Genomic DNA, 20,608 nt, shown 5'->3' on the forward strand with positions numbered 1-20,608 from the left:
GCGGGTGCGACCGGTCGACCATCCGGTGGCGGCCGCGGAGGAAGCGGACGCGGCGGACGCCGCGCGCCGTTACGCGCACTACATCATCCGCGGCCCGGTGTTCGGGCTGGCCGCGCACACCCCGGGCGAGACCGGCTGGCGGATGGTGGAGCCGGCGGTGGAGGGCTTCCCGCAGGCGTCCCGCGACGCGCTCAACTCGTATCTGTGGCTGAAGGCCAAGGACGACACCGACGACCCCGTGGTGCGCCGCGAACTGCTCGCCGCGGTCGCCAGGTTGGAGCAGGAGCCGCTCGACGAGCTGACCGTGTGCGGGGTGCGCTACCGGGTGGTGCGCGCCGAGGAGTACGTCTACAGCAACGAGGACGGCCTGGAACCGCCGCGCCCCGCCGACCGGGACGCCCTGGTGCTCGACTGGGACGGTTCGCCCGACGAGCCGGAGGTGGACCAGGACTTCGTGATGGACCACTCCGCGGTCACCGGGGTGGTGGCGGGCTCCGAGCGGCTGGCGCTGCGCGAACTGCACTACCGCAGCGAGCGCTACCCGGCCGACGTCCGCGCCGACTCCCGCCGGGCGCTGGAAACCCACCCCGGCACCGTGGTGTTGCCGGCCGCCTTCCGGGTGGTGGAGCGCACCGAGGACGGCTGGGAGCCCTTCTCCATGATCGTGGCCACCCCGCACGCGGCCCGCCGCACCCTGGTGACGGCGCTCACCGAGATGTGGCCGCGGATGCGCAAGCTCACCCCGCAGGAGAAGGCGGAGTACGACCGGGTCGCCGCGCGGTTCCAGGCCGCCGGCCGCGCCAACGAACTGTCCGTCCACGACCGGCGGTTCTTCGTGGTCCGGGTCGGCCGCATGGTCCGGTTCGGCCTCGACGGCCCCGAACCGCCCCGCCCCTCCGACATCGACCCCTACGGCCCGTCGAAGATCCGCCCGACGATGGACGAGCACGGCACCATCACCTACAGCGAGGAGTAGCCGCTACGGCGGGGAGCAGCCGCCACGGCAGCGGCAGCCGTGGCCCGCGTTGGAGGCGGCTGCGCCCGGCGGGAGGCCACCACGGGCGCAGCCGCCGGTCACAGGGGCAGTACGGCCAGCGGCGCGGAGGTGGGCGCGGGGGAGCCGCCGTGCGGTTCCGCGGTCACCCCGACCGCGTCGGCGCCGTCCGTCCGCCCCTTGAGCAGGGCCGACCCGGACGCGGTGGCGGAGTCCACCAGGCCCGCGGGCACCATGGTGCCGTTCCTGCTGAACCACAGTTCGTAGACCCGCGAGCCCGGCAGCTTCGGCAGGTCGCGGTAGACCAGGGCGGCCTGCCCGGCCCGCGCCGAGGACACCACGGTCGCGGTGCCGCCGCCCTTGAGCCCCTGGGTGTGGAAGGACGCGTCGGGTGCGGTGAGCAGCGTGCTGAGCTGATCCGCCTGGTGTTCGGCCCGCGCGGTGCGGTCGCGCTGCCGGTCGGCGGTGTGCTCGGCCTGGATCGCTATGCCCGCGGAGGCGATCGCGCCGGCCAGGCACGCGGCGAGCGCGTAGTACGGCAGCCGGCGGCGCCAGTTGCGCCGGAGGGACCGCTGCGTCGCCGACGGCTCCGGCGGCAGCTGGCGCACCTCGGGCAGCGCGGCCAGCACCCGGCCGCGCATCCCCACCGGCGGCACCTCGGCCACCGCGAGGGCCAACCGGGCCGCGGTCTCGCGCAGTTCGCGCACCTCCTGGTCGCACGCCTCGCACCGGGTCAGGTGCCGGCGGAAGTCCCGCGCCTCCCGGTCCTCCAGCGCGCCGACCGCGTACGCGCCGGTCAGCGTGTGCAGGTCGACTTCGGTCACGACGCCACCCCCAAGCAGTCGCGGAGCCGGATCAGTCCGTCCCGCAGTCGGGTCTTGACCGTGCCCAGGGCCACCCCGAGCACTTCCGCGGTCTCCTGATAGGTGTAGCCGCGGTAGTAGGCGAGGGTCACCGACTCGTGCTGGAGTTCGGTGAGCCGCTCCAGGCAGCGCCTGACCTGCTCGCGCTCCAGCCGCCGCTCCACCTGCTCGGTGACCTCGTCGAAGGCGCGCACCCGGTCGCGCAACCCGGCCTTGTGCTCCCGGTCGGCGGCCGCCTGCGCCGACCGCACCCGGTCCACGGCGCGGCGGTGCGCCATCGTCATGATCCACGCCATCGCGCTGCCCTGCTGCGGGTCGAACCTGGCCGCGCACCGCCAGACCTCGATGAGGACCTCCTGCGCGACCTCCTCCGACTGGGCCGAGTCGCGCACCACCCGGCGGACCAGGCCGAGCACGGCGCCGGCGACCGCCGTGTAGAGGTGCTCGAACGCCTCCTGGTCGCCCCGGGAGACCCGGTCGAGCAACGCCTCCAGCACCCCGGAGCGGGGCGCGGGGGACTGGCCGTCACGTGCTGCCACGCGCATGGACACCTCCGGACTGTCATGCGGTCACCGGTCATTCGTCGCCGTCCGGCACGCGGATTGGTCGCGAACCGGCGGGGATGCGGGCGCGGCGCCGTACGGGGGTACGGCCTCGTGTGCCCGGCCGGCCCTCGCGACGCTAACCCACCGCGATCCGGGCCGGGCCGGGTCCGGGGCGGGTCCCGGACGGATCACCGGGTGTTTTCGCCTCCGCGCCGTCAGCCACCCGGCGGTGTCTTCACCCGTGGGGGTGGACATGGAGCGGCTTTCGGGCCGTGGACCAATCCGCGCCGGTCGCAGCGGCGAACGTGTCGCAGAGCGCCCGTGGACCGAGCGGGTGCGAGGAGAGATGGGGCGTGATGGGCGTAGAGCGCATCGACACCCGACTGCTCGAAGAGCTGACCGAGCAGTCCCAGGACCTGAACAGCGACGCCGTACGCATCACCCAGGACGCGCTGGCCGACTTCGCGGAGGCCACCGGGCCGCAGCCGCGCCGCTGGTGGCGGCGCGGAAGCGCGGTCGCGGGCGCGGCCGGTGCCGCGGCGCTGCTGACGTCGGTGCGCGCCGCCGCCGCCACGTCGAGCAACGACGTCATGGCGCTGCAGACCGCCGCGTCGATCGAGAACCTGGCGATCAGCGTCTACCAGACCGCCGCGGGCCTGCCGTTCATCAAGGACGGCAACAAGACGATCGTGGCCTTCATCGCGAAGACCACCACGCAGCACCAGGCGCACGTGAAGGCGTTCAACGCCGCGGTCACCCAGGCCGGCGGCAAGCAGCAGACCGGCCCGGACCCGAAGTACGCGGCCGTGGTGAAGAAGACGCTGCCCACCATCAAGACCCCCGCCGACGTGGTGAAGCTCGCCATCACGCTGGAGGACGTGGCCGCGCAGACGTACACCAAGAACGTCAGCCAGGTCAGCAGCGCCGAACTGCGCAAGCTGTTCGCCTCGGTGGCGCCGGTGGAGGCCCAGCACCGCGCGACGCTGCTCGCCGTGCAGGCGCTGCTCGCCGACAACCTCGGCGACCTGGTCGCCATCCCGACCGACGTCGCCAAGCTCCCCGCGGCCATCGGCAGCGTCGGCTTCCCCAACGCCTTCTACCCGACCAAGAACGCCTCGCCGATCACTCAGGGGGCCGTGAAGTGACCACCGCACGCGACGGCTGGGACATGCCGATCAGCGAGGACCAGCTCGCCCGGCTCACCCGCGACATGGAGACCGCCCACCGCGACACCCTGCCCGCCATGCGGGCCAGTGCGGTGGACCTCGCCGAGGACATCCGCGGCAACCTCGGCAAGCAGGGCGCGCGGGAGGACGGGCCGAGCGACCCCGCCCGCCGCCGCTTCCTCTTCGGCGCCGGCGGTCTCGCGGCCGCGATGGCGCTGGCCGCCTGCTCCAGCAGCGACAAGCACGACTCCGCCGCCGCGCCCTCCGGGTCCGCCTCCGCTTCCGCGTCCGGCTCCTCCAAGAGCCAGTACACCGGTGACCTGAAGGTCGTCGCGCTCGCGGTGGCGCTGGAGAACCAGGCGGTCGGCGCGTACCAGGCGACGCTCAAGGCGGCCAAGGCCGGCAAGCTCGGTACGGTGCCGCCGGCCGTCGCCACCTTCGTGACCACCGCGATGGCGCAGCACGCCGACCACGCCAAGGCGTGGAACGCGGTGCTCACCGGCGCCGGCAAGCCGGCGATCACGAACGTGCCGCTGTCCAACCAGCCCGCCACGCTGGCGGCGCTGGGCAAGGCGAAGACGGTGACGGACGTCGCGAACCTGGCGCTCACGCTGGAGGACCAGGCCGCGCAGACGTACCTGTTCGCGACGTACAACGTGAGCGCGGCGGCGGGTATCGCCACCGCGGCGACCATCGCGCCGGTCGAGGCGATGCACGCGGCGATCCTCAACTTCGTGCTCGGCAAGTACCCGGTGCCGGACGACTTCCTGCCGACGGACAAGGCCGCCAGTCCCGCGCTTCTGACGGTCTGACCCGGCCGTTCGGAACGCCACCCGGACGGTGCCCAGGGACCGGGTGGTCCGCCCACGCGCAAGGGGCGGGCCACCCCTACCGGGCGCCCTTGCGGGCCCGGCCCGGCCCGCCCGCCTTCGCCGTCCCGCGCCGTCCCCGTCCCCGCCCCCGTTGTCCCCGCCCCCGTCCCCACCGAGGCCCGACGTGACCGACTTCCGTATCCCCGCCCGGCGCGGCAAGGGCGCGGCCCTCGCCGTGGCCGCCGCGCTGCTCGTCCTGACCGGCTGCTCCTCCTCGTCGTCCGGCTCCGGCGGGTCCTCCGCGAGCCCGTCGGCGGCCGGCGCGACGAAGATCACCATCAAGGACTTCGCGTTCCACCCGGCCACGCTGACCGTCCACCCCGGCGCGAAGGTCACCGTGACCAACGAGGACACCACCGCCCACACCGTGACGGCCGACACCGGAAAGCTCTTCGACACCGGCCACGTCGCTCCCGGGAAGACCGCGACGTTCACCGCTCCGGGCAAGGCGGGGACGTACGCCTACATGTGCACGATCCACCAGTTCATGACCGGCACCCTCAAGGTGGGCTGAGGGCCGGCTCAAGAAGAGCCGAGGTCCGGCGAGTTGACCTCCGTAGGGCGCACGCCGATTGCGTCCACCGGGTGAAAACGGCCCGGGCCTCCACAGGTCCTCCGCGGACGTCGTGATCATGGAAACGTGCCGTCGCCGCCGCGCTGCTCCGCGGCCGCGCCGGCACCGACCGACGATCGACGACCGATGTGGAGGACCCCTCATGCAGATCCGCAAGCGCGCCGGCCTGCTCGCACTCGTCATGGGCGCCGCACTGCTGTCCGCCGTACCCGCACAGTCCGCCTCGGCGGTGACCCCGCCGCCGTGCAGCGGCGGCTCGATCTGCTTCTGGAGCGAGGACGGCTTCTCCGGGGCCACCTGGGAGTGGACCGCGGCCAGCGGCTACCGCGACATGCCGCCGCAGTTCCACGACCACGTCGGCTCCTTCGTCGCCGGCGTCAACGCCTGCTTCATCAACTGGCAGCCGGTCCAGAAGCGCCAGGTCCTCAACGGCGACTGGCGGGCCACCTACCTGGAGGACTTCGGCGGCCAGATCGACGGGGTCGGCCCCGGCTCCTGCTGACCGGCGGCCCTTCCGGGGTCCTTCGACCGTGCGCGCGGGTGCCTGGCACGGGCCCGCGCGCGCGGGCGTACGCCATACGTCGTGCTTTCCGCTGGGCCGTCGGGATGACGGGGCGAGGCGTAGCCTGGGCGTATTGCCGAGGTCATCGGAGGGCCGCGATGTTCAACTTCTTCGACGAGTTGTTCGCGCCGGGCCGCAAGCACACCGAGGACGAGCGCAACCGGCTGGAGCTGACCCGGGAGGACGAGGGCAGCAGCGACCCGGCGCGGGGGCCGATAGACCTCGCCTCGGGGACGGTCACCGTGCGGGTCCCGGACAAGGCGGCCGACGACGCCGACGACGCCGATGACAGCAATGACCGCGATGACACCGATGTCCCGGACGATCGCGACATCCCGGACGATCCCGCCGCCTGACCGTCGCCTGACCGCCGTCTGGCTGCTGCCTCACCGCTGCCGGACCGCCCGATGTGGCCTTGGTCACATCGCACGGGTGCGGGGCGGGTCCCGGTGACACGATCGGTCGATGGGTGATGCCGGCGCCGAAACCGAGGGACGGCGCCCGCGGGCGCCGCGCGATCGTGACTTCCTGCTGCTGTGGAGCGGCCAGACGGTCAGCGAGGTGGGCTCGCAGGTCTCCGTGCTCGCGCTCCCGCTCGTCGCCGTGGTGCTGCTGAAGGCCACCGCGTTCCAGGTCGGCCTGCTGTCGGTCGCGCAGACCAGCGCGTACCTGCTGGTGGCGCTGCCGGCCGGCGCCGTGGTGGACCGGGTCGCCAAACGCCGGCTGATGATCGGCTGCGACCTCGCGCTGTGCGCCGTGATCGCGTCGGTGCCGCTCGGCCACGCCTTCGGAACGCTGACCCTCGCGCAGCTCTACGGGGTCGCGTTCGTCGCCGGCGTGCTGTCGGTGTTCTTCTCCATCGCCTACCAGAGTTACCTGCCGACGCTGCTGGAAGCTGATCAACTCATGTCCGGCAACGGCAAGTTGGCCGCGACGCAGTCGGCCGCGCAGATCGCCGGCCCCGGTCTGGGCGCCGGGCTGGTCGCGCTGGTCGGCGCCGCGGGGGCGATGACCGCCGACGCGCTGTCGTTCGCGGTGTCGGCCGCGTCCTTGTCGGCGATCCGCGGCCGCGAGCCGCGCCGGCCGCGCGCGGCGGCGGGGACGCCCCGGCCCACGCTGCGCGCGCAGATCGGCGCCGGCCTCGCCCACGTGGCGCGCGACCCCGTGCTGCGCCACTCCCTGGCGTTCACCGGTACCGCCAACTTCTTCGTGATCATGGTGGAGACGCTCGGCCCGGTCTACCTGATCCGCACCCTGCACCTGGGCTCGTCGCTGGTCGGGCTGCTGCTGGCGCTGGGCGCGGTCGGCGGGGTGGCCGGCGGCGTCGCGGCGAAGGGCCTCGCGCGCAAGGTCGGCTCCGCGCGGGTGAGTTGGCTCGCGATGACCGTGATGTCGCTGCCCGGCCTGCTGATCCCGCTGACCGGGCGCGGCTGGCGGGTGCTGCTGTTCGGCGCCGGCTGGATCTCGTGGACCTTCTCCTCCACCGTTTCGAGCATCTCGCTGACCAGTTACCGCCAGGCCGCCTGCCCGCCCGACCTGCTCGGCCGGGTCAGCGCCGCCGCGCGCTGGATCAACTGGGGCACCCTCCCGCTCGGCGGCCTGGCCGGCGGCGCCCTCGCGACGTCGCTCGGCGTCCGGCCCACTTTGTGGCTCGCCGTGATCGGCGGCTGCTGCGCGGGCCTGTGGCTGTTCTTCTCCCCGCTGCGCGGCATGCGCGACCTCCCGCTGCCCGGCCCCACCGCCGTACTCCCCGCCGCCGGCGCCTAGTGCCGTGAAGGAGCGCCGTCCGCCCCAAGGGCGGGGCCCGTGGCGTCTGGTGCTCCCCACGGCCCTCGCCCGAAGCGCCCTGGCGCCGGTCGTCCGGCGCCGCGTGCCGGCGGTGGATCGGAGGTTCCGGACGGGTGCCGAATCCCGTAAGGTCCCAGTCCTCTAACACGTTTGCCATACGAACGGGGTCGCATGGGTGACGGGGGAGCGCAGGCCGAGACGCCCGCGCAGAAGAAGGCGCGCGCCGAGAACCTGCGCGGTTGCGCGCAACGGGCGCGGAGCATCGCCGGATCGCTGGCCGCACTGCTGGACACGACGGTGACACAGGCCACCGCGAACCCGCCGATCTGGGCCGGGGCGTACGCGCAGACCACCACCGGCACGCTCGTGGACCGCCGGGCGAGCCTGCGCGCGATGGCGGAGGACCTGCTCAGGGACGCGGCGCGCTGGCAGACCGAGGCGGACCGGCTGGACGACGAGGCCGCCACCGACACCGCCAAGAAGGCCGCCGGAGGCCACAAGTGAGCTTCCACGGCTTCGACACCGCTCAGATACGCTCGATGGCCGCGCACATGAAGTCCGTCGGCCCCTCCGCCCGCACCCTGCACGGCAAGGTGGCGGGTCTGCTGCTGGAGGTCCAGGGGCTGATGGACGGCAAGCCGGCCACCACCAGCCCGCGACTGGAGCCGCTGCTCGGCCAGGTCTTCCCGCTGTTCTACTCCGGTCTGCCGGCGTCCCTGCAACCCGAACTCGACGACACCTCCGCGTCGATGGACCGCCGCTGCAAGCAACTCGACGCGGTGCGGACCCTGGAGAAGCAGGGCTACACCGTCGATCCGAGCCTGTACTTCGACGACGAGCCACCGCCGGACGAGCAGAAGATCAAGGACGCGCTGAAGTACTTCGACGACCACATCGGCGACTCCGGCGGCTTCCTGTGGTCCGACTCGGCCCAGGGCGGCAAGGAAGTCCTCGACGACTTCGCGAAGTTGTCGCCGGCCGAACTCGACGCCGTGATGTCGCGGATGTCGGACAGCCAACTGAAGAAGCTCAACGGCCAGTTGGGCGAGGGTTCGTCGTGGTGGGGCGCGGGTGACTCGGACGGCGCGGTGAAGGCCCGCTGGGAGAACATGCTGCAGAAGGAGTGCGGCCCGACCACGCTGGCCCGGATCGAGCCCGCGCTGTCGAACCTGAAGTGGCAGCCGGACACCACCGTGGACGGCGCGCACTACCAGGCCGTCGACGACCCGCTGTTCGGCCCGAACGGGCCCGACCTGATGAACGACCTGCGCCAGGGGCAGGACGGCGACTGCTGGTTCCTGTCCTCGCTGGCCGCGATCACCGAGCGGGACCCGAACTGGCCGCAGGAGCACATCAAGCAGAACGCCAACGGCACCTACACGGTGACCTTCTACCAGAAGGGCCCGCTGCCGGGGATGCCGCCCACACCGGTCGAGGTCACCGTCGACAACAAGCTCCCGGTGGATTCCAACGGCCACCCCGTCTACGCCGACACGCGCAGCGGTGCCACCTGGGTGGCGATCTACGAGAAGGCGTTCGCGCAGTACTCCGGCGGCTACAAGAAGATCGAGGGCGGCTGGGGCGACGTGGGCATGTCCGACCTGACCGGGCAGCCGGCCACCCGGCACAGCCCCGGCGACGTCTCCTTCGCCGACATCAGCACCAGGATCGGCAAGGGTGAGGCGGTCACCATCGGCACCAAGGGCGACGGCGACGTGCACGACGACCGGCTGGTGTCCGGGCACGAGTACTCGGTGGAGCGGGTCGACATGAACGCCCACCCGCCGACCATCACCCTCCTCAACCCCTGGGGCTCCGGCCAGTACGAAGGCACCAGGCAGATGCCCCAGGAGGTCACACTGACCGAGGACCAGTACCGCAAGAACCTGAACGAAGTGTCGTTCACGCCGTCAGGAGTATGAGCCGATGCCCCACACCTACCGCCTCGGCCGCCGGGCCCAGTTCCGCCGCGGCGACCTCGTCGTCGGCATCGTGCGCACCAGCGTCGATCCCGACGACCCCTGGGCCCGCCTCAACCTCCTCGACGAGGGCGCCAGGACCGGCGATGTCGTGGAGGTGCGGGTCGGCGACGAGGTGCCCGTCGGGCGGCACGTGCTGACCCTGGTCGAGGTGGTCCCCGGCACCCGGGACGGCCACGTCGCCTTCACCGTCGCCTGGCCGGAGGGGGAGAACGATGCGTCGGCCGAGTAGGCGGGGCCTGATGGCGGCCGTCGCCGGGCTGGTCGCGGTGTGCGTGGCCGCGGTGGTGGTGGCCGTGGTGCTGCACTCCCGGAAGAACTCCGACGACGACGCCGACCGCACCCCGCCACCGCTCGGCGGCCACCCGGCCGACGTCCAACGCCTCCATGTCGTCGCGCAGGGCAACCCGTCCAGCCCGACCGGCTACGGCAAGCGGGCCGACGGCACCGAGGTGGAGCTCGGCGTGCAGAACACCGGCAAGCAGCCCGCGCCGGGCCGGGCGATCCTCATGATCCGGGACGGGAGCGACACCTCCGTCCCGGCCAAGGTCCAGGTGGTCAGGACCGGCCAGACCGTCACCGCGCTCGGCGTCGAGGTGAAGGTGCTCAAGATCTGGCAGATGCCGAACCCGGACCACAACGCCATCGACGTCCAGGTGGACCCGGCGGCGACCTGACCCCGGCCCGCGACGCGCGCCGGGGTCACTCCACCCGGTGCGCGTCGTAGCGCCAGAACGGCCGCACCGCGAGGGCCGCGACCACGACCAGGGCGATGCACAGCAGCGCGCTGCCGGACCAGGCGACGGTCAGCGTGGTCGTCGCGGCCATGGCGCCCGCGCGCAGGTCCCCCAGCCGCGGGCCGCCGGACACCACGACGGTGAAGACGCCCTGCATCCGGCCGCGCATCTCGTCGGGGGCGTGGGTCTGCAGGATCGTCTGCCGGTAGACGGCGCTGACCAGGTCGGCGGCGCCGGCCAGCGCGAGCAGCAGGACGGCCAGCCACAGGGTGCGGGCGAAACCGGCCAGCGCGATCGCGGCCGCCCAGCCGGCCACCGCGAAGGTGAGCGCGACGCCCTGGCGGCGGACCCGGCCGATCCACCCGCTGCACAGCCCGGCCAGCACCGAGCCGATCGCGACCGAGGAGTAGAGCAGGCCGATCCCGCCGTGGAAGCGGGCCGCGGCGGCCTGCGGGAACAGCGCGCTGGGCATCGCCAGCACCATCGCGGCGATGTCCGCCCCGAACGACATGAGCAGCACCGGGTTGCCGCCGATGAACCGCAGCCCGTCGAGCACGGCGAGCAGCCCGGAGCGGGCCATGGCGCCGGCCGGCTTGATCGGTGGCAGCCGGAACGTCGAGTACAGCGACATGGTGAACAGCACGGCGTCCGCGGCGTAGGCGTAGCCGAACCCGTGCGGGAGCGCGACGAGCACGCCGGCCGCGAGCGGGCCGAGCACCTGGCCGACGTTGCCGACGGTGAAGCTGAGCGTGTTGGCGGCGGGGACCAGGCCGGGCGGCACGATACGGGGGATGATCGCGCCGCGGGTCGAGGAGGAGATCGCGAAACCGGCCCCCTGGACGGCGACCAGGGCGAGGACGAGGCCCACCGAGCCGACCCCCAGCAGCGTCTGGGCCAGCAGCGCGATCGTCACCGCCCACGTCACCACCGACGACCACAGGCACAGCAGGCGGCGGTCGACCCGGTCCGCGACGGCGCCGCCGTACAGGCCGAAGACGACGATCGGCACGAAGCCGGCGAGCCCGGCCACGCCGACGTAGAACGACGAGTGCGACATCGCGTAGATCTGCACCGGGATGGCGACCTCGGTGATCATCGTGCCCACCAGCGAGGCGCCCTGCCCGATCAGCACGCGCCGGAAGGCCGGTACGGCGAGCGGGCGGGTGTCGACGGCGGCGCCGCGCAGCCGGTCCGCGATGCCGGTACGGGGTTCGGTCGGCCGATCGAGGACGGCGGTCGGCGGCCCGGCGCCCGAGGCCGGGCCGGCCGTCCCGCCCGCGGTGGCCACGCCTCCGGGCCCGTTCCCTGGGCCGCCCTCCGCTATGCAGCCCTCTCCCGCGCCGCCGTCCGCTGGGGCGCCCTCCGCGGTGCGACCGCCCCCGGGCTCGCCGCCGCCGCGCCCCGAGCCCCCTTGTGCTGTGTCCATGACGTCACGCTGTCACGCACACCTGCTGGCATACTTCCCATATTCTGCCTACTTGTGTCGCATAACAGCCGCGGCCCGACCGCCGCCACCCCGCTGCCGCCCGCCACCACCCTGCCGCCGACCGGCGCCCACGACCACGCCCCCGGCGAGGTGATCGGCCGCCACCGGCACGACTACCACCAGCTCATCTACGTCAGCACCGGGGTGCTCGCGGTGCAGACCGAGGCCGGCGCCTGGGTCGCCTCCGGGGACCGGGCGGTCTGGAACCCCGCGCACATCTGGCACGAGCACCGCGTCTACGGGCACAGCTCGGTGCACACCGTCGGCTTCCCGGTGGCCGACCCGCCGCTGCCGGTCGAGGGGCCGACCATCCTGGCCGTCGACGGCCTGCTCCGCGAACTGCTCATCGCCTGCACCGAACCCGGCCTGCCGGAACCCGAGTCGCGACGGCTGCGGGCGGTGCTCGCCGACCGGCTGCGCCGCGCCCACATCCAGCCCCTCGCGCTGCCCACCGCGCGCGACCCCCGGCTGGCGCACGCCTGCCGGCTGGTGCTGGCCGACCTGGGCACGCCGCGCACCATGGCCGCGCTGGCCCGCCGCGTCGGCGTCGGCGAGCGGACCTTGACCCGGCTCTTCCGCGCCGAGTTCGGCATGACCTACCCGCAGTGGCGGACCAACACCCGGGTCTTCCACGCCATGATCCAGCTCGCCGAGGGAGCGTCCGTCACCGCGACCGCCCGCCGCTGCGGCTGGGCCACGACCAGCGCGTTCATCGACACCTTCGCCCGCACGATGGGGCAGACGCCCGGCGCCTACCGGTCGGCCGCGCACCTCAGAGCCGGCGCAGCGGCATGTTGAGCGCTTCCGCGGTGAAGCGCGGTTCACCCGAGGGCAGGGCCCGGGCCGGCCAGGAGACGGTGATGTCGCGGCTCTCGCCGGGCAGCACCCACAGGTAGTTGTCGCTGTAACGGGCGGGCAGGACCCGGGCGTCGCTGTGCGCGTCCCGCACGCCGAGCCGCAGCAGCGCCACCACGCTGCCACCGTCGTTGCGCACGGTGACCGTCGCCTCGTCGCGGCCCTTTCGGCGCACGGTGCCGCGCAGCCGGGCGGGTGCGAGATCGCCCACCGCCCGGACGTCGCCGGCCGCGCGGTAGCGCAGATAGGTGTTGTCGGAGACGTGGGCGTCGTGCCGGTCGGTGAGGGTCAGGCGCAGCAGGTGCGCGGCGGGCAGGGCGGCGGTGAACGGCACGGTGAACGCGGCCGCCGCCGAGGACGCCGGCACGTCCAGGGTCTGCTGCCGCGCCGCGCCCAGCGAGGCGCCGTGCAGGTCGACGAGCCGGGCGGTCACCGTCGCGCCGGTGAGGGCGGCGGCGGTCTGGTTGACCGCGTGCACCTGCCAGTCGGCCAGGCTCGCCTGGACGTGCAGTGGCTCGCACCCCTTGCGGGCGCCGTAGTAGCTGCCGTTGACGTCGAGGTCGTAGTCGTAGGTCTGCCAGACGGTGCTGTGGTGGGCCGGGTGCGACATCCACAGCAGCACGCCGGAGGCGTCGTCCCACATCTTCGCGTTGTACGCCTCGAAGATGGCGCGCATGCTCTCGTAGTTGACGAACTGCGCGCGGGCGCAGAAGTCGTCGAGGGTGTCCGAGGCGCCGAACCGGTCGTCGATCGCGGCGCGGTAGGTGTCCGGGTTCTGGCCGCCGCGGGTGCACCAGTCGTGGTGGTACCAGACGTCGCCGATCGGCCAGGACGGCTGGTCGGCGGCGAGGTTCCGCATGCTCTCGGCGACCGGCACGGTGGGGATGCCGATCTCGGAGTGGAAGCCGTAGCTGCCGATGGAGTAGGTGTCGCCGGAGAAGTACGCCGCCGGGTCGATCCAGGAGTACGGGCCGTGGCCGGTGACGATCCCCCCGGCGGAGTTGCCCTGGTAGAGGATGCCCGGGTGCAGCGAGGTGACGGCGGCCCGCAGCCCGGCGTCGACGGCGGCCGGCGGGTCGCTCTCGTTGGTGGCGCACCACACCGCCAGGCACGGGTGGTGGCGGTAGCGCAGGACGGTGTCGCGGGCGATGTCGAGGAAGGCCGGCACGCCCGCGTCCGGCGGGAAGATCGCGTCGCCCTCCCAGAAGTCGTTCCAGACCAGGATGCCGTTGCGGTCGCAGGCGGCGAAGAACTCCTCGCGGTTGCTGGAGCCGATCCAGTTGCGGATCATCGTGAAGTTCATGTCGCGGTGCATGCCGACGGCGTCGTCCATCCGGTCCGGCAGGACCCGGCGCAGCAGTTCGTCGAAGCCCCAGTTGCCGCCGCGGCACAGCACCCGCACCCCGTTGACGGAGATCTGCAGCTGGGTGCCGGTGTTGCTGACCGACTGCACGTCGGTCCAGCCGGCCCCGTCGTCGGAGACCTGCACGGTGAAGGTCAGGGCGTAGGCGGTCTCCCAGGTGACGACGACCTGGTCGAAGGCGGTGGACGCGCCCAGGTCGACCTGAATCCACTGGTCGTCGGAGTAGCCGGACGACCAGCGGGTGGTGGCGTCGCCGTCGACCGCGTTGGCCGGCAGGTCGTTGTCGTTGTCGCTGGAGGAGGCCGTCGCGGCCTTGTGCAGCGCCAGGTCGCTGCCGGGCGCGGCGCTGTCCAGCACCGACAGGGTCCACATCGAGGAGCCGAAGCCGGTGGCCCGCTTGCCGCACTGGATGCGTACGTAACGGGCCTGCTGCTTCGGCAGGTTGACGGTCTGCGGCGGTGAGTGGCCGTCGGAGCCGATCACGATGGGCTGCTCGTAGTGGTAGTCGAACTGCCGCAGGCCGACCGGCACGGTGCGCCGGTCGGAGCCGCGGCCGTCGGCGGTGGCGGTCAGCACCAGGTCGTGCAGGGTGGGCTCGCCGTAGCCGTTCGGCCACCACAACCGCGTTTTGTGGATGCGCAGTTGGGGGTGGTCGGCCGGGCTGAAGGTGAGCTCGCGGCTCTCGCCCGCCGCGAGGGTGACGGAGCCGCTCACCCGCGCGCCGTGCAGCGTCGCGGTGATGGTCGAAGTCCGCGACGTGCTGCCGGCGTTGCGGACCGGGACGACCACGGTCACCTCGGCGGTGGCGAGTTCGGGCAGGTCGGGAGAGCCGGCCGGGGCGGGCAGGTCCGGCAGGGCGGTGTCCACCCGCGGGTCGCCGATCACGACGTCGCCGGTGGAGCGCAGCCGCACGTGGTTCCAGATGCCCGCCGCCCGGTCGCGCACCGCCGGCATCCAGTCCCAGCCGCTGATGGACAGGTACGTCGGGGAATCGGCCTGGGCGGCGACCGAGTTGAGGGTCGAGATGCCGGACGGGCCCTTGTCGCCCGGGTTGCCGGGGTGGGGCATCGGGGCGATGCGGACGGCGATCACCTGCTCGGCATCCTTCGCTCCTCCCTTTGCTCCTCCCTTCGCGCTTTCCTCCGCGTTCTCCTTCGCCCCCGCCTGCCGTCCGCCGCCGAGGGCGTCGGTCACGTCGAAGGCGGCGCGGGCGACCGGGTACGTCACCTCGCCCGCCTTGCGGCCGTTCAGCCACACCTCGGCCTGGTGGTTGACGCCGTCGAACTCCAGCCAGACGCGGCGGCCCTGCCCGGTGGCGAGCCCTGACGGCAGCCGGAACGATCGGCGGTACCACCAGTCGTGCCGGGACAGCGCCTCGGGCGCCCGCATGTTGTTGAAGCCGACGGTCGGCTCCGGCAGGTGGCCCTGCTCCACGAGTGCCGCGTGCACGGTGCCGGGTACGGTGGCCGGCAGCCAGCCGCTGACGTCCACGGCGGGGGCGGACAGCGCGGCGCCGTCGGTCGAGCCCGCCCAGTCGTCCATGGTGAGGGTCCAGCCGGACTCCAGCGGGACGGTGCCGTCGCCGGCGACGGTCAGCGCGGGGGGTTGGGCGGTGTGCCGGCCCCAGTCGGTCCAGCCGGTCGCGGACGGCCGGTGCGTGGTGCAACTGCCGTACACCTCGAAGCTGTTCAGGCCGACCGGGTTGGCGTTCGCCCGCTTCGTGGAGGTCATCCGTATCCAGCGGGCCGTCACCGGTCGCGGCAGCGTGATCGTCGTCCTGCCGCCCGTGCCGGTGGACGTCTCGTGCACCGTGCGCCACGAGGTTCCGTCGTCGGACACGTCCAGGGAGAACGCGACGGCGCAGCTCGACAGGGCCTCGAAGCCCGTCGTGTGCAGGAACGGGTTCACGCCCGGGTCGGGGGTGAAGCCGGGGTCGGAGCTGTCCGCTTCGAAGACGAGCACGACCGATTCGATGGTGCTGCGGGCTTGGAGGTCGACGGTGATCCACTGCGGGTCGCCGGCTGCGGCGCGCCAGCCGGAGCCGCGAACTCCGGTTTGCGCGAGGCCGTCCACCGCGAACGATGCGGGTGTGGGTGCCCAGTCGGTGGAGGAGGCGGTCACCGGGCGGTACTGGGCGAGGTTGGTGCTTTTGCCGGTGCCGGTGCCGGCGCCTGTGCTGGTTTCGGTGCTGGGTTCGGTGCCTGCCGCGTGGGCGGCTTCTGGCAGTGCCGTGGACAGCGCGAAGCCGGCGAGCAGCGTGGCGTTCGTACGGAGGAAGGTGCGGCGGGACGTGCCGGGGGTCTGCTCGGGCATCAGGGCTCCGGGGTGCGGGTGTGCGGTGTGGTGTGCGCGGGTGGTGCGTGGGGCGGGGTCGGGGGTGCGGGTCGTCCGGCCCTGCGGCGTGGGGGTCCGAAATCGCATATTTACGGGCCTGGCGGCCCACAAATATGCGGCAGCATTTCGGACCCCCACCCCTCCGGGCCGTCCTCCGGCCCGGGGAGGGCTCACGCGAAAGGGCGCTTCTGGTGGGGGCGCTTCTGGTGGGGGGGTGCTTCTGGTGGGGTGGGGTGGCTCACGGAAGGAGGTGCGCCTAGGCGCGGGGAACTGGGCGGTCAGCCACAGGCGGCCGCATGGTCCGGTGCGGCGCGGGTGGGGCTGGGTGGACGGATCGGTCACCGATCAAGCGCGTCCCAGGAGTTCGACTTCCGAGAGGGTTGTGGCCGTGGGGGCGGTGAAGTCGATGCGGTAGTAGGTGTGGGCGCCCGGGGGTGTGGTGGGGGTGAAGGCCCGGGTTTGCTGGCGCCAGGGGAAGGTTTGGTGGGTGCGGCGGTCGATGACGGTCCAGTGGGTGCCGTCGTCGGAGGTGCTGAGGGTCCAGGTGGAGGGGTCGCCGTTGGGGGTGGAGCCGCTGGTGAGGGTGTACTGGTCGAGGGTTTGGGGCTGGTCGAAGTGGTAGGTGAGGGAGGTGGGCCCGGGTGGGAGGGTCGTGGAGGTGGCGGAGGTGTTGTCGAAGAGGGCGGCGGGAGCGGGGGCGCCGTTGAGGGTGGCGGTGCCGTGGGTGGGGCCGGTGAGGTCGGCGGGTGGGGTGGCCGGGTGGGGGCCGGTGGTGAGGGAGGGGGGTGCGGAGGTGGGGGAGGTGCCCCAGGTGGAGGGGTGGGGGCCCATCCGGAAGTCGATCCGGCCGCCGTGGGTGAGGTCGGCGTGGGGGAGGTAGGTCTTGTCGTAGGGCTTGCCGTCGACCGTCATGGACTGGACGTAGATGTCGCGGTCGGAGTTGCCGTGGGCGGTGAGGGTGAGGGGGCGGCCGCCGGCCGGGTGGAGGGTCACCTGGTCGTAGAGGGGGGAGCCGAGGGCGAAGGTCGGGGAGCCGGACTGGAGCGGGTAGAGGCCCAGGGCGTTGTCGATGTAGAAGGCGGACATGGAGCCGTTGTCCTCGTCGCCCGGGTAGCCCTGGCCGATGGTGCTGCCGGTGAAGAGGCGGCTCATCGCGTCGCGGACGTGCTGCGCGGTCTTGGCCGGCCGGCCGACGTAGTCGTACATGTAGGGGACGTGCATGGAGGGTTGGTCGTTGAAGGCCCACTGGCCGACCCGGTCGTCGCGGGACTCGAACATCTCGTGGTACGGCCCGCCCCAGCCGCCGCCGTACTGGGCGGTCTCCGGGGTGGCGAAGAACTGGTCGAGCTTGTCGGCGAGCCCGGTGCGGCCGCCGTACAGGTCGGCGAGGCCGTTGCCGTCCTCGGGGGCGGCGAAGGCGTAGGTCCAGCCGTCGCCCTCGGTGTAGTCGGTGGCGTTCCAGTCCAGCGGGTCGTACGTGGCGGCGCTGTGCTCGAAGGTGCCGTCGGCGTTCTTCGGCTGGAAGAAGCCGGTGGAGGTGTCGAACAGGTCGACGTAGTGCTGGGCGCGGTCCCGGAAGTAGCGGTAGTTGTCGAGGTATTCGCGGTGGTGCGGGTCGCTCGCCGGAGTGGTCCGGTAGAGCTTCTGCGACATCTGCGAGATGCCGTAGTCGGCGAGGTAGTCCTCCAGGGAGACCGACGCGCTCGACCCGCTGGTCTGCGGGGTGTAGCCGAGGAACGTGGACTCCTGCACGTCCGGCCGGCCGGTCAGCCCCGAGGACGGCACGGTGGCGTCCTTGACGGCCGCCTCGTAGGCGCCCTGGACGTCGAAGTCGGTGACACCGCGCAGGTAGGCGTCGGCGATCGCCACGTCGGAGTTGGTGCCGCTGAAGCCGAGGTAGCCGGGCGCGGTCCACTGGCCGATCCAGCCGGCGTCCCGGTACTGCTGCACGAAACCGTCGATCATCTTGCCGGTGAGCTGCGGGTAGAGCAGCGCGTCCAGCGGCCAGGCGGTGCGGTAGGTGTCCCAGAAGCCCTCGTTGGCGTACGGCTGCCCGGACTTGATCGCGGCTCCGGTCGTCGTGGGGGTGTTGGCGCCGGCCGCGGGCGCGTAGGGGCTGGCGTAGCGGTAGTCCGGCCTCGCGGTGGTGCCTGTGTTCTCGTACAGCTCGTTCGGGTAGAGGTTGAGCCGGTACAGGCTGGAGTACAGCGAGGTGAGCTGGTCCTGGCTCGCGCCGCGGACCGTGATCACGCCGAGTGCCTTGTCCCAGGCGGCCTGCGCGGCGGCGTGCACCGCGTCGAAGCCGCGCCGCCCCACCTCCTGGTCGAGGTTGCGCCGGGCCTGGTCGACGCTGATGAAGGAGGTCGCGATCCGCATGGTGAGCTGCCGGCCGGAGCCGAGCGCGAAGGAGGTGTAGCCGCCGACGTCGGGCCCGCCGCCTCCGGTGAGGGAGCCGGTGCCGGTCATCGGCCGGTCGAAGGTCGCGTAGACGAACATCCGCGGCGCGCCCCAGAATCCGGAGACGTCCGAGTAGCCGGTGACGGTGCCGTGTGCCCGGTCCACGGTCAGCCCGCCGCTGTCGTTGACGTTGTCGAAGATCAGGCTGTCGGCGCCGGAGGGGAAGGTGAACCGCATCACCGCGGCGTGGTCGGTGGGCGTGATCTCGGTACGGATGCCGTTGTCGAACGTCACGCCGTAGTAGTCGGGTTGCGCGGTCTCGTGGTCGTGGCTGAAGGCCAGGCCGCGGGTGGTGCGGTCGGCGGTCGTCGGGGCGCTGGACGCCGACGGCATGACCTGGAACGTCTGGTGGTCCTGCACCCAGATGCTGGGCTCGTGGCTGACCCCGAACGCCTGGATCACCGGTTCGTTGGCCGCGTTGTTGTCCTGCTGGTAGGTGTAGATCGCGCTGGTGGTGCCCGCGTCGGTCTCGGGCGTCCAGAAGTTGAAGCCGTGCGGGACCGCGGTGGCCGGGAAGTCGTTGCCGCGCGAGTAGTCGCCGGAGGAGTCCGTGCCGCGCGTGGTGATCACGCAGGTGGAGGGGTGCGCGCAGTCGTTCGCCGGCGGCGCGGCCCGCACCGTGATGTCGTCGAGCCAGCCGCTGAAGTGGGCGGGGCCGCCCGGGTTGTCGTAGTCGACCAGGACGCGGGTGACGGTCTTGCCCGCGGCGACGGTGCCGAGGTCGGCGTCGACCGCGTTCCACTGCCCGGCGTGCAGGATCTCCGCCGCGCCCTGGGCGCCGGCCGACAGGCCCTTGCCGTACTGGTCGGTCGCGCCGAGCCCGCTGAGCCGGCTGCCGTCGCTGAACACCAGGTCCACCGAGACGTAAGTGCTCGGGTAGGAAAGGTCGTTGCCGGTGCGCTCGGGGAAGATCGCGTACGACAGGCGGGTGTTGCGCCGGACCGGGATCGACACCCGGTAGATCTTGTCCTCGACGCTTCCGTGGCCGGCGAGTTGCCAGCCGGCGTACTTCAACGCGTGGGTGCCGGTGAAGCCGACGTCCTTCTTGAGGGTGGGGCCGGTGGACGGGCCGTCGCCGACGGACGTGGTCATCCCGGCGGTGCCGCCGTCTCCCGCGGCGAGCGCCAGCTCGGCCAACTGGCTCTTCCCGTCACCGTGGTTGGCGGACACCGCGAGCCGGTAGCGGCTGTACGTCCCCGGGTGCCGGACCGTGAAGAGCCGGGTCTCGCCGCGCTGCGGGAAGTCCTGGCCGCTCTCGCCGTCGACCACCTGCCAGCTCTTCCCGTCGTCCGACCCTTGCAGTTGCCAGGACTTCGGGTCCTGGGCGGGGGTGTCGGCCGCCGAGGTCATCGTGTAGCGCGTCACCCGGGACGCGTCGCCGAGGGTGACGGTCAGCGAGGCGGACGGGGCGCCGGCCTGCCAGGCGGTGGCCGCGTCACCGTCGGTGGCTTTGGCGGCGCCGTGGTCGGGCGGCACTTCCGAACTCGCGGTGACCGAGGTGACCGACGCCATCACCGATCCCGGCAGCGCGCCGCCATTGTCCGGGGCGACCCCGGTTGCCAGTGGTCGGCCGTCGGGGCCGGATTGCGGTGTGCTCTGCCAGTCCGGTGCGGGGTCGGATGCCTCGAACGAGGAGGAGAAGGCGGTGCGGTCGGGGGTGCGGGATGTGGTGCCGCCTGCTGAGCTGTTGGCGGCTGCCGCGTGGGCGGTTGCGGCGGGTAGTGCCGCCAGGAGTATGCCCGCGAGGGCGGCGGCGGTGGTCGGCCGACGGAGTCGTCTTGGTCGAACGGTGGTACGCGAGCGGCGGACGGGTAGTGCCATGGCGAGGCTCCTCCGTTGACGTCGCGGGTAGTCTCAGTGGCGGTGGCAACGTTGTCAACAGTTGTGGCGGGGCGGGTGTGCGGTGTGGTGTGCGCGGGTGGTGTGTGGGCGGGGTCGGGGGGTGCGGGTCGTCCGGCCCTGCGGCGTGGGGGTCCGAAATCGCATATTTACGGGCCTGGCGGCCCACAAATATGCGGCAGCATTTCGGACCC

General features: G+C 72.7%; 17 protein-coding genes. 12 read left to right on the forward strand and 5 right to left on the reverse strand.

All coding sequences use genetic code 11. The annotated features are described in order from the left end of the window. Window positions 1-976: DUF5954 family protein (locus AB0399_RS36655; protein WP_366414237.1), on the forward strand; the 976-nt coding region annotated here is incomplete at its 5' end. A 98-nt stretch (window positions 977-1,074) separates the two neighbouring features. On the opposite strand, the gene AB0399_RS36660 is transcribed toward AB0399_RS36655, so the two are convergent. Further along, on the reverse strand, window positions 1,075-1,818 hold the full coding sequence (locus AB0399_RS36660; RefSeq protein ID WP_329367778.1) for an anti-sigma factor: 744 nt from the start codon (window positions 1,816-1,818) through the stop codon (window positions 1,075-1,077). Next, window positions 1,815-2,402, reverse strand: coding sequence for an ECF RNA polymerase sigma factor SigK (gene sigK, locus AB0399_RS36665; protein WP_328465671.1), 588 nt, complete (start codon window positions 2,400-2,402; stop codon window positions 1,815-1,817). Before sigK ends, AB0399_RS36660 begins: the two co-directional genes overlap by 4 nt. Window positions 2,403-2,758: 356 nt before the next feature. Here sigK and AB0399_RS36670 point away from each other — a divergent pair, with 356 nt between their 5' ends. The 10 genes from AB0399_RS36670 (at window position 2,759) to AB0399_RS36715 (ending at window position 10,020) form a co-directional block, all read left to right on the forward strand. Continuing rightward, a complete protein-coding gene (locus AB0399_RS36670) occupies window positions 2,759-3,547 on the forward strand; it encodes a ferritin-like domain-containing protein (protein ID WP_366414246.1) in 789 nt (262 codons plus the stop codon). Then, window positions 3,544-4,380, forward strand: a complete 837-nt coding sequence (locus AB0399_RS36675; RefSeq protein WP_329367781.1) for a ferritin-like domain-containing protein — start codon at window positions 3,544-3,546, stop codon at window positions 4,378-4,380. Before AB0399_RS36670 ends, AB0399_RS36675 begins: the two co-directional genes overlap by 4 nt. A 184-nt stretch (window positions 4,381-4,564) precedes the next feature. Next, complete coding sequence (locus tag AB0399_RS36680) at window positions 4,565-4,954, forward strand: cupredoxin domain-containing protein (RefSeq protein ID WP_366414238.1); 390 nt, start codon at window positions 4,565-4,567, stop codon at window positions 4,952-4,954. Between the two features lie 202 nt (window positions 4,955-5,156). After that, window positions 5,157-5,516: a peptidase inhibitor family I36 protein gene (locus tag AB0399_RS36685; protein ID WP_329367785.1), complete on the forward strand. Its 360-nt coding sequence runs from the start codon at window positions 5,157-5,159 to the stop codon at window positions 5,514-5,516. 158 nt (window positions 5,517-5,674) lie between these two features. Further along, a complete protein-coding gene (locus AB0399_RS36690) occupies window positions 5,675-5,932 on the forward strand; it encodes a DUF6191 domain-containing protein (protein WP_366414239.1) in 258 nt (85 codons plus the stop codon). Between the two features lie 109 nt (window positions 5,933-6,041). Further along, window positions 6,042-7,343, forward strand: coding sequence for an MFS transporter (locus AB0399_RS36695; protein WP_366414240.1), 1,302 nt, complete (start codon window positions 6,042-6,044; stop codon window positions 7,341-7,343). A gap of 192 nt (window positions 7,344-7,535) precedes the next feature. Continuing rightward, window positions 7,536-7,868 (forward strand): hypothetical protein, encoded by a 333-nt coding sequence (locus AB0399_RS36700; protein ID WP_329367791.1) that lies wholly within the window; start codon window positions 7,536-7,538, stop codon window positions 7,866-7,868. Beyond that, on the forward strand, window positions 7,865-9,286 hold the full coding sequence (locus tag AB0399_RS36705; protein ID WP_366414241.1) for a C2 family cysteine protease: 1,422 nt from the start codon (window positions 7,865-7,867) through the stop codon (window positions 9,284-9,286). Before AB0399_RS36700 ends, AB0399_RS36705 begins: the two co-directional genes overlap by 4 nt. Before the next feature lie 4 nt (window positions 9,287-9,290). Then, the gene (locus AB0399_RS36710) at window positions 9,291-9,575 is read left to right on the forward strand and encodes a hypothetical protein (protein WP_329367794.1); all 285 of its coding nucleotides are present in this window, start codon (window positions 9,291-9,293) and stop codon (window positions 9,573-9,575) included. 10 nt (window positions 9,576-9,585) lie between these two features. Further along, on the forward strand, window positions 9,586-10,020 hold the full coding sequence (locus AB0399_RS36715; RefSeq protein ID WP_366414242.1) for a hypothetical protein: 435 nt from the start codon (window positions 9,586-9,588) through the stop codon (window positions 10,018-10,020). 25 nt (window positions 10,021-10,045) lie between these two features. Here the strand turns inward: AB0399_RS36715 and AB0399_RS36720 are convergent, their stop codons facing one another. Beyond that, on the reverse strand, window positions 10,046-11,506 hold the full coding sequence (locus tag AB0399_RS36720; protein ID WP_366414243.1) for an MFS transporter: 1,461 nt from the start codon (window positions 11,504-11,506) through the stop codon (window positions 10,046-10,048). Window positions 11,507-11,599: 93 nt separating this feature from the next. On the opposite strand from AB0399_RS36720, the gene AB0399_RS36725 reads away from it, so the two are divergent. Continuing rightward, the gene (locus tag AB0399_RS36725) at window positions 11,600-12,364 is read left to right on the forward strand and encodes a helix-turn-helix transcriptional regulator (protein WP_329374193.1); all 765 of its coding nucleotides are present in this window, start codon (window positions 11,600-11,602) and stop codon (window positions 12,362-12,364) included. On the opposite strand, the gene AB0399_RS36730 is transcribed toward AB0399_RS36725, so the two are convergent. Next, window positions 12,339-16,097 carry a discoidin domain-containing protein gene (locus AB0399_RS36730; RefSeq protein ID WP_366414244.1) on the reverse strand — a complete coding sequence of 1,253 codons (3,759 nt, stop codon included), beginning with the start codon at window positions 16,095-16,097 and terminating at the stop codon, window positions 12,339-12,341. The two genes, AB0399_RS36725 and AB0399_RS36730, sit on opposite strands and share 26 nt — an antisense overlap. Window positions 16,098-16,463: 366 nt before the next feature. Next, the gene (locus tag AB0399_RS36735) at window positions 16,464-20,396 is read right to left on the reverse strand and encodes a GH92 family glycosyl hydrolase (protein ID WP_366414245.1); all 3,933 of its coding nucleotides are present in this window, start codon (window positions 20,394-20,396) and stop codon (window positions 16,464-16,466) included. Window positions 20,397-20,608 lie beyond the last annotated feature (212 nt).

Origin of the sequence: Streptomyces sp. NPDC088194 (assembly GCF_040702025.1) — a bacterium.
Classification (GTDB): domain Bacteria; phylum Actinomycetota; class Actinomycetes; order Streptomycetales; family Streptomycetaceae; genus Actinacidiphila.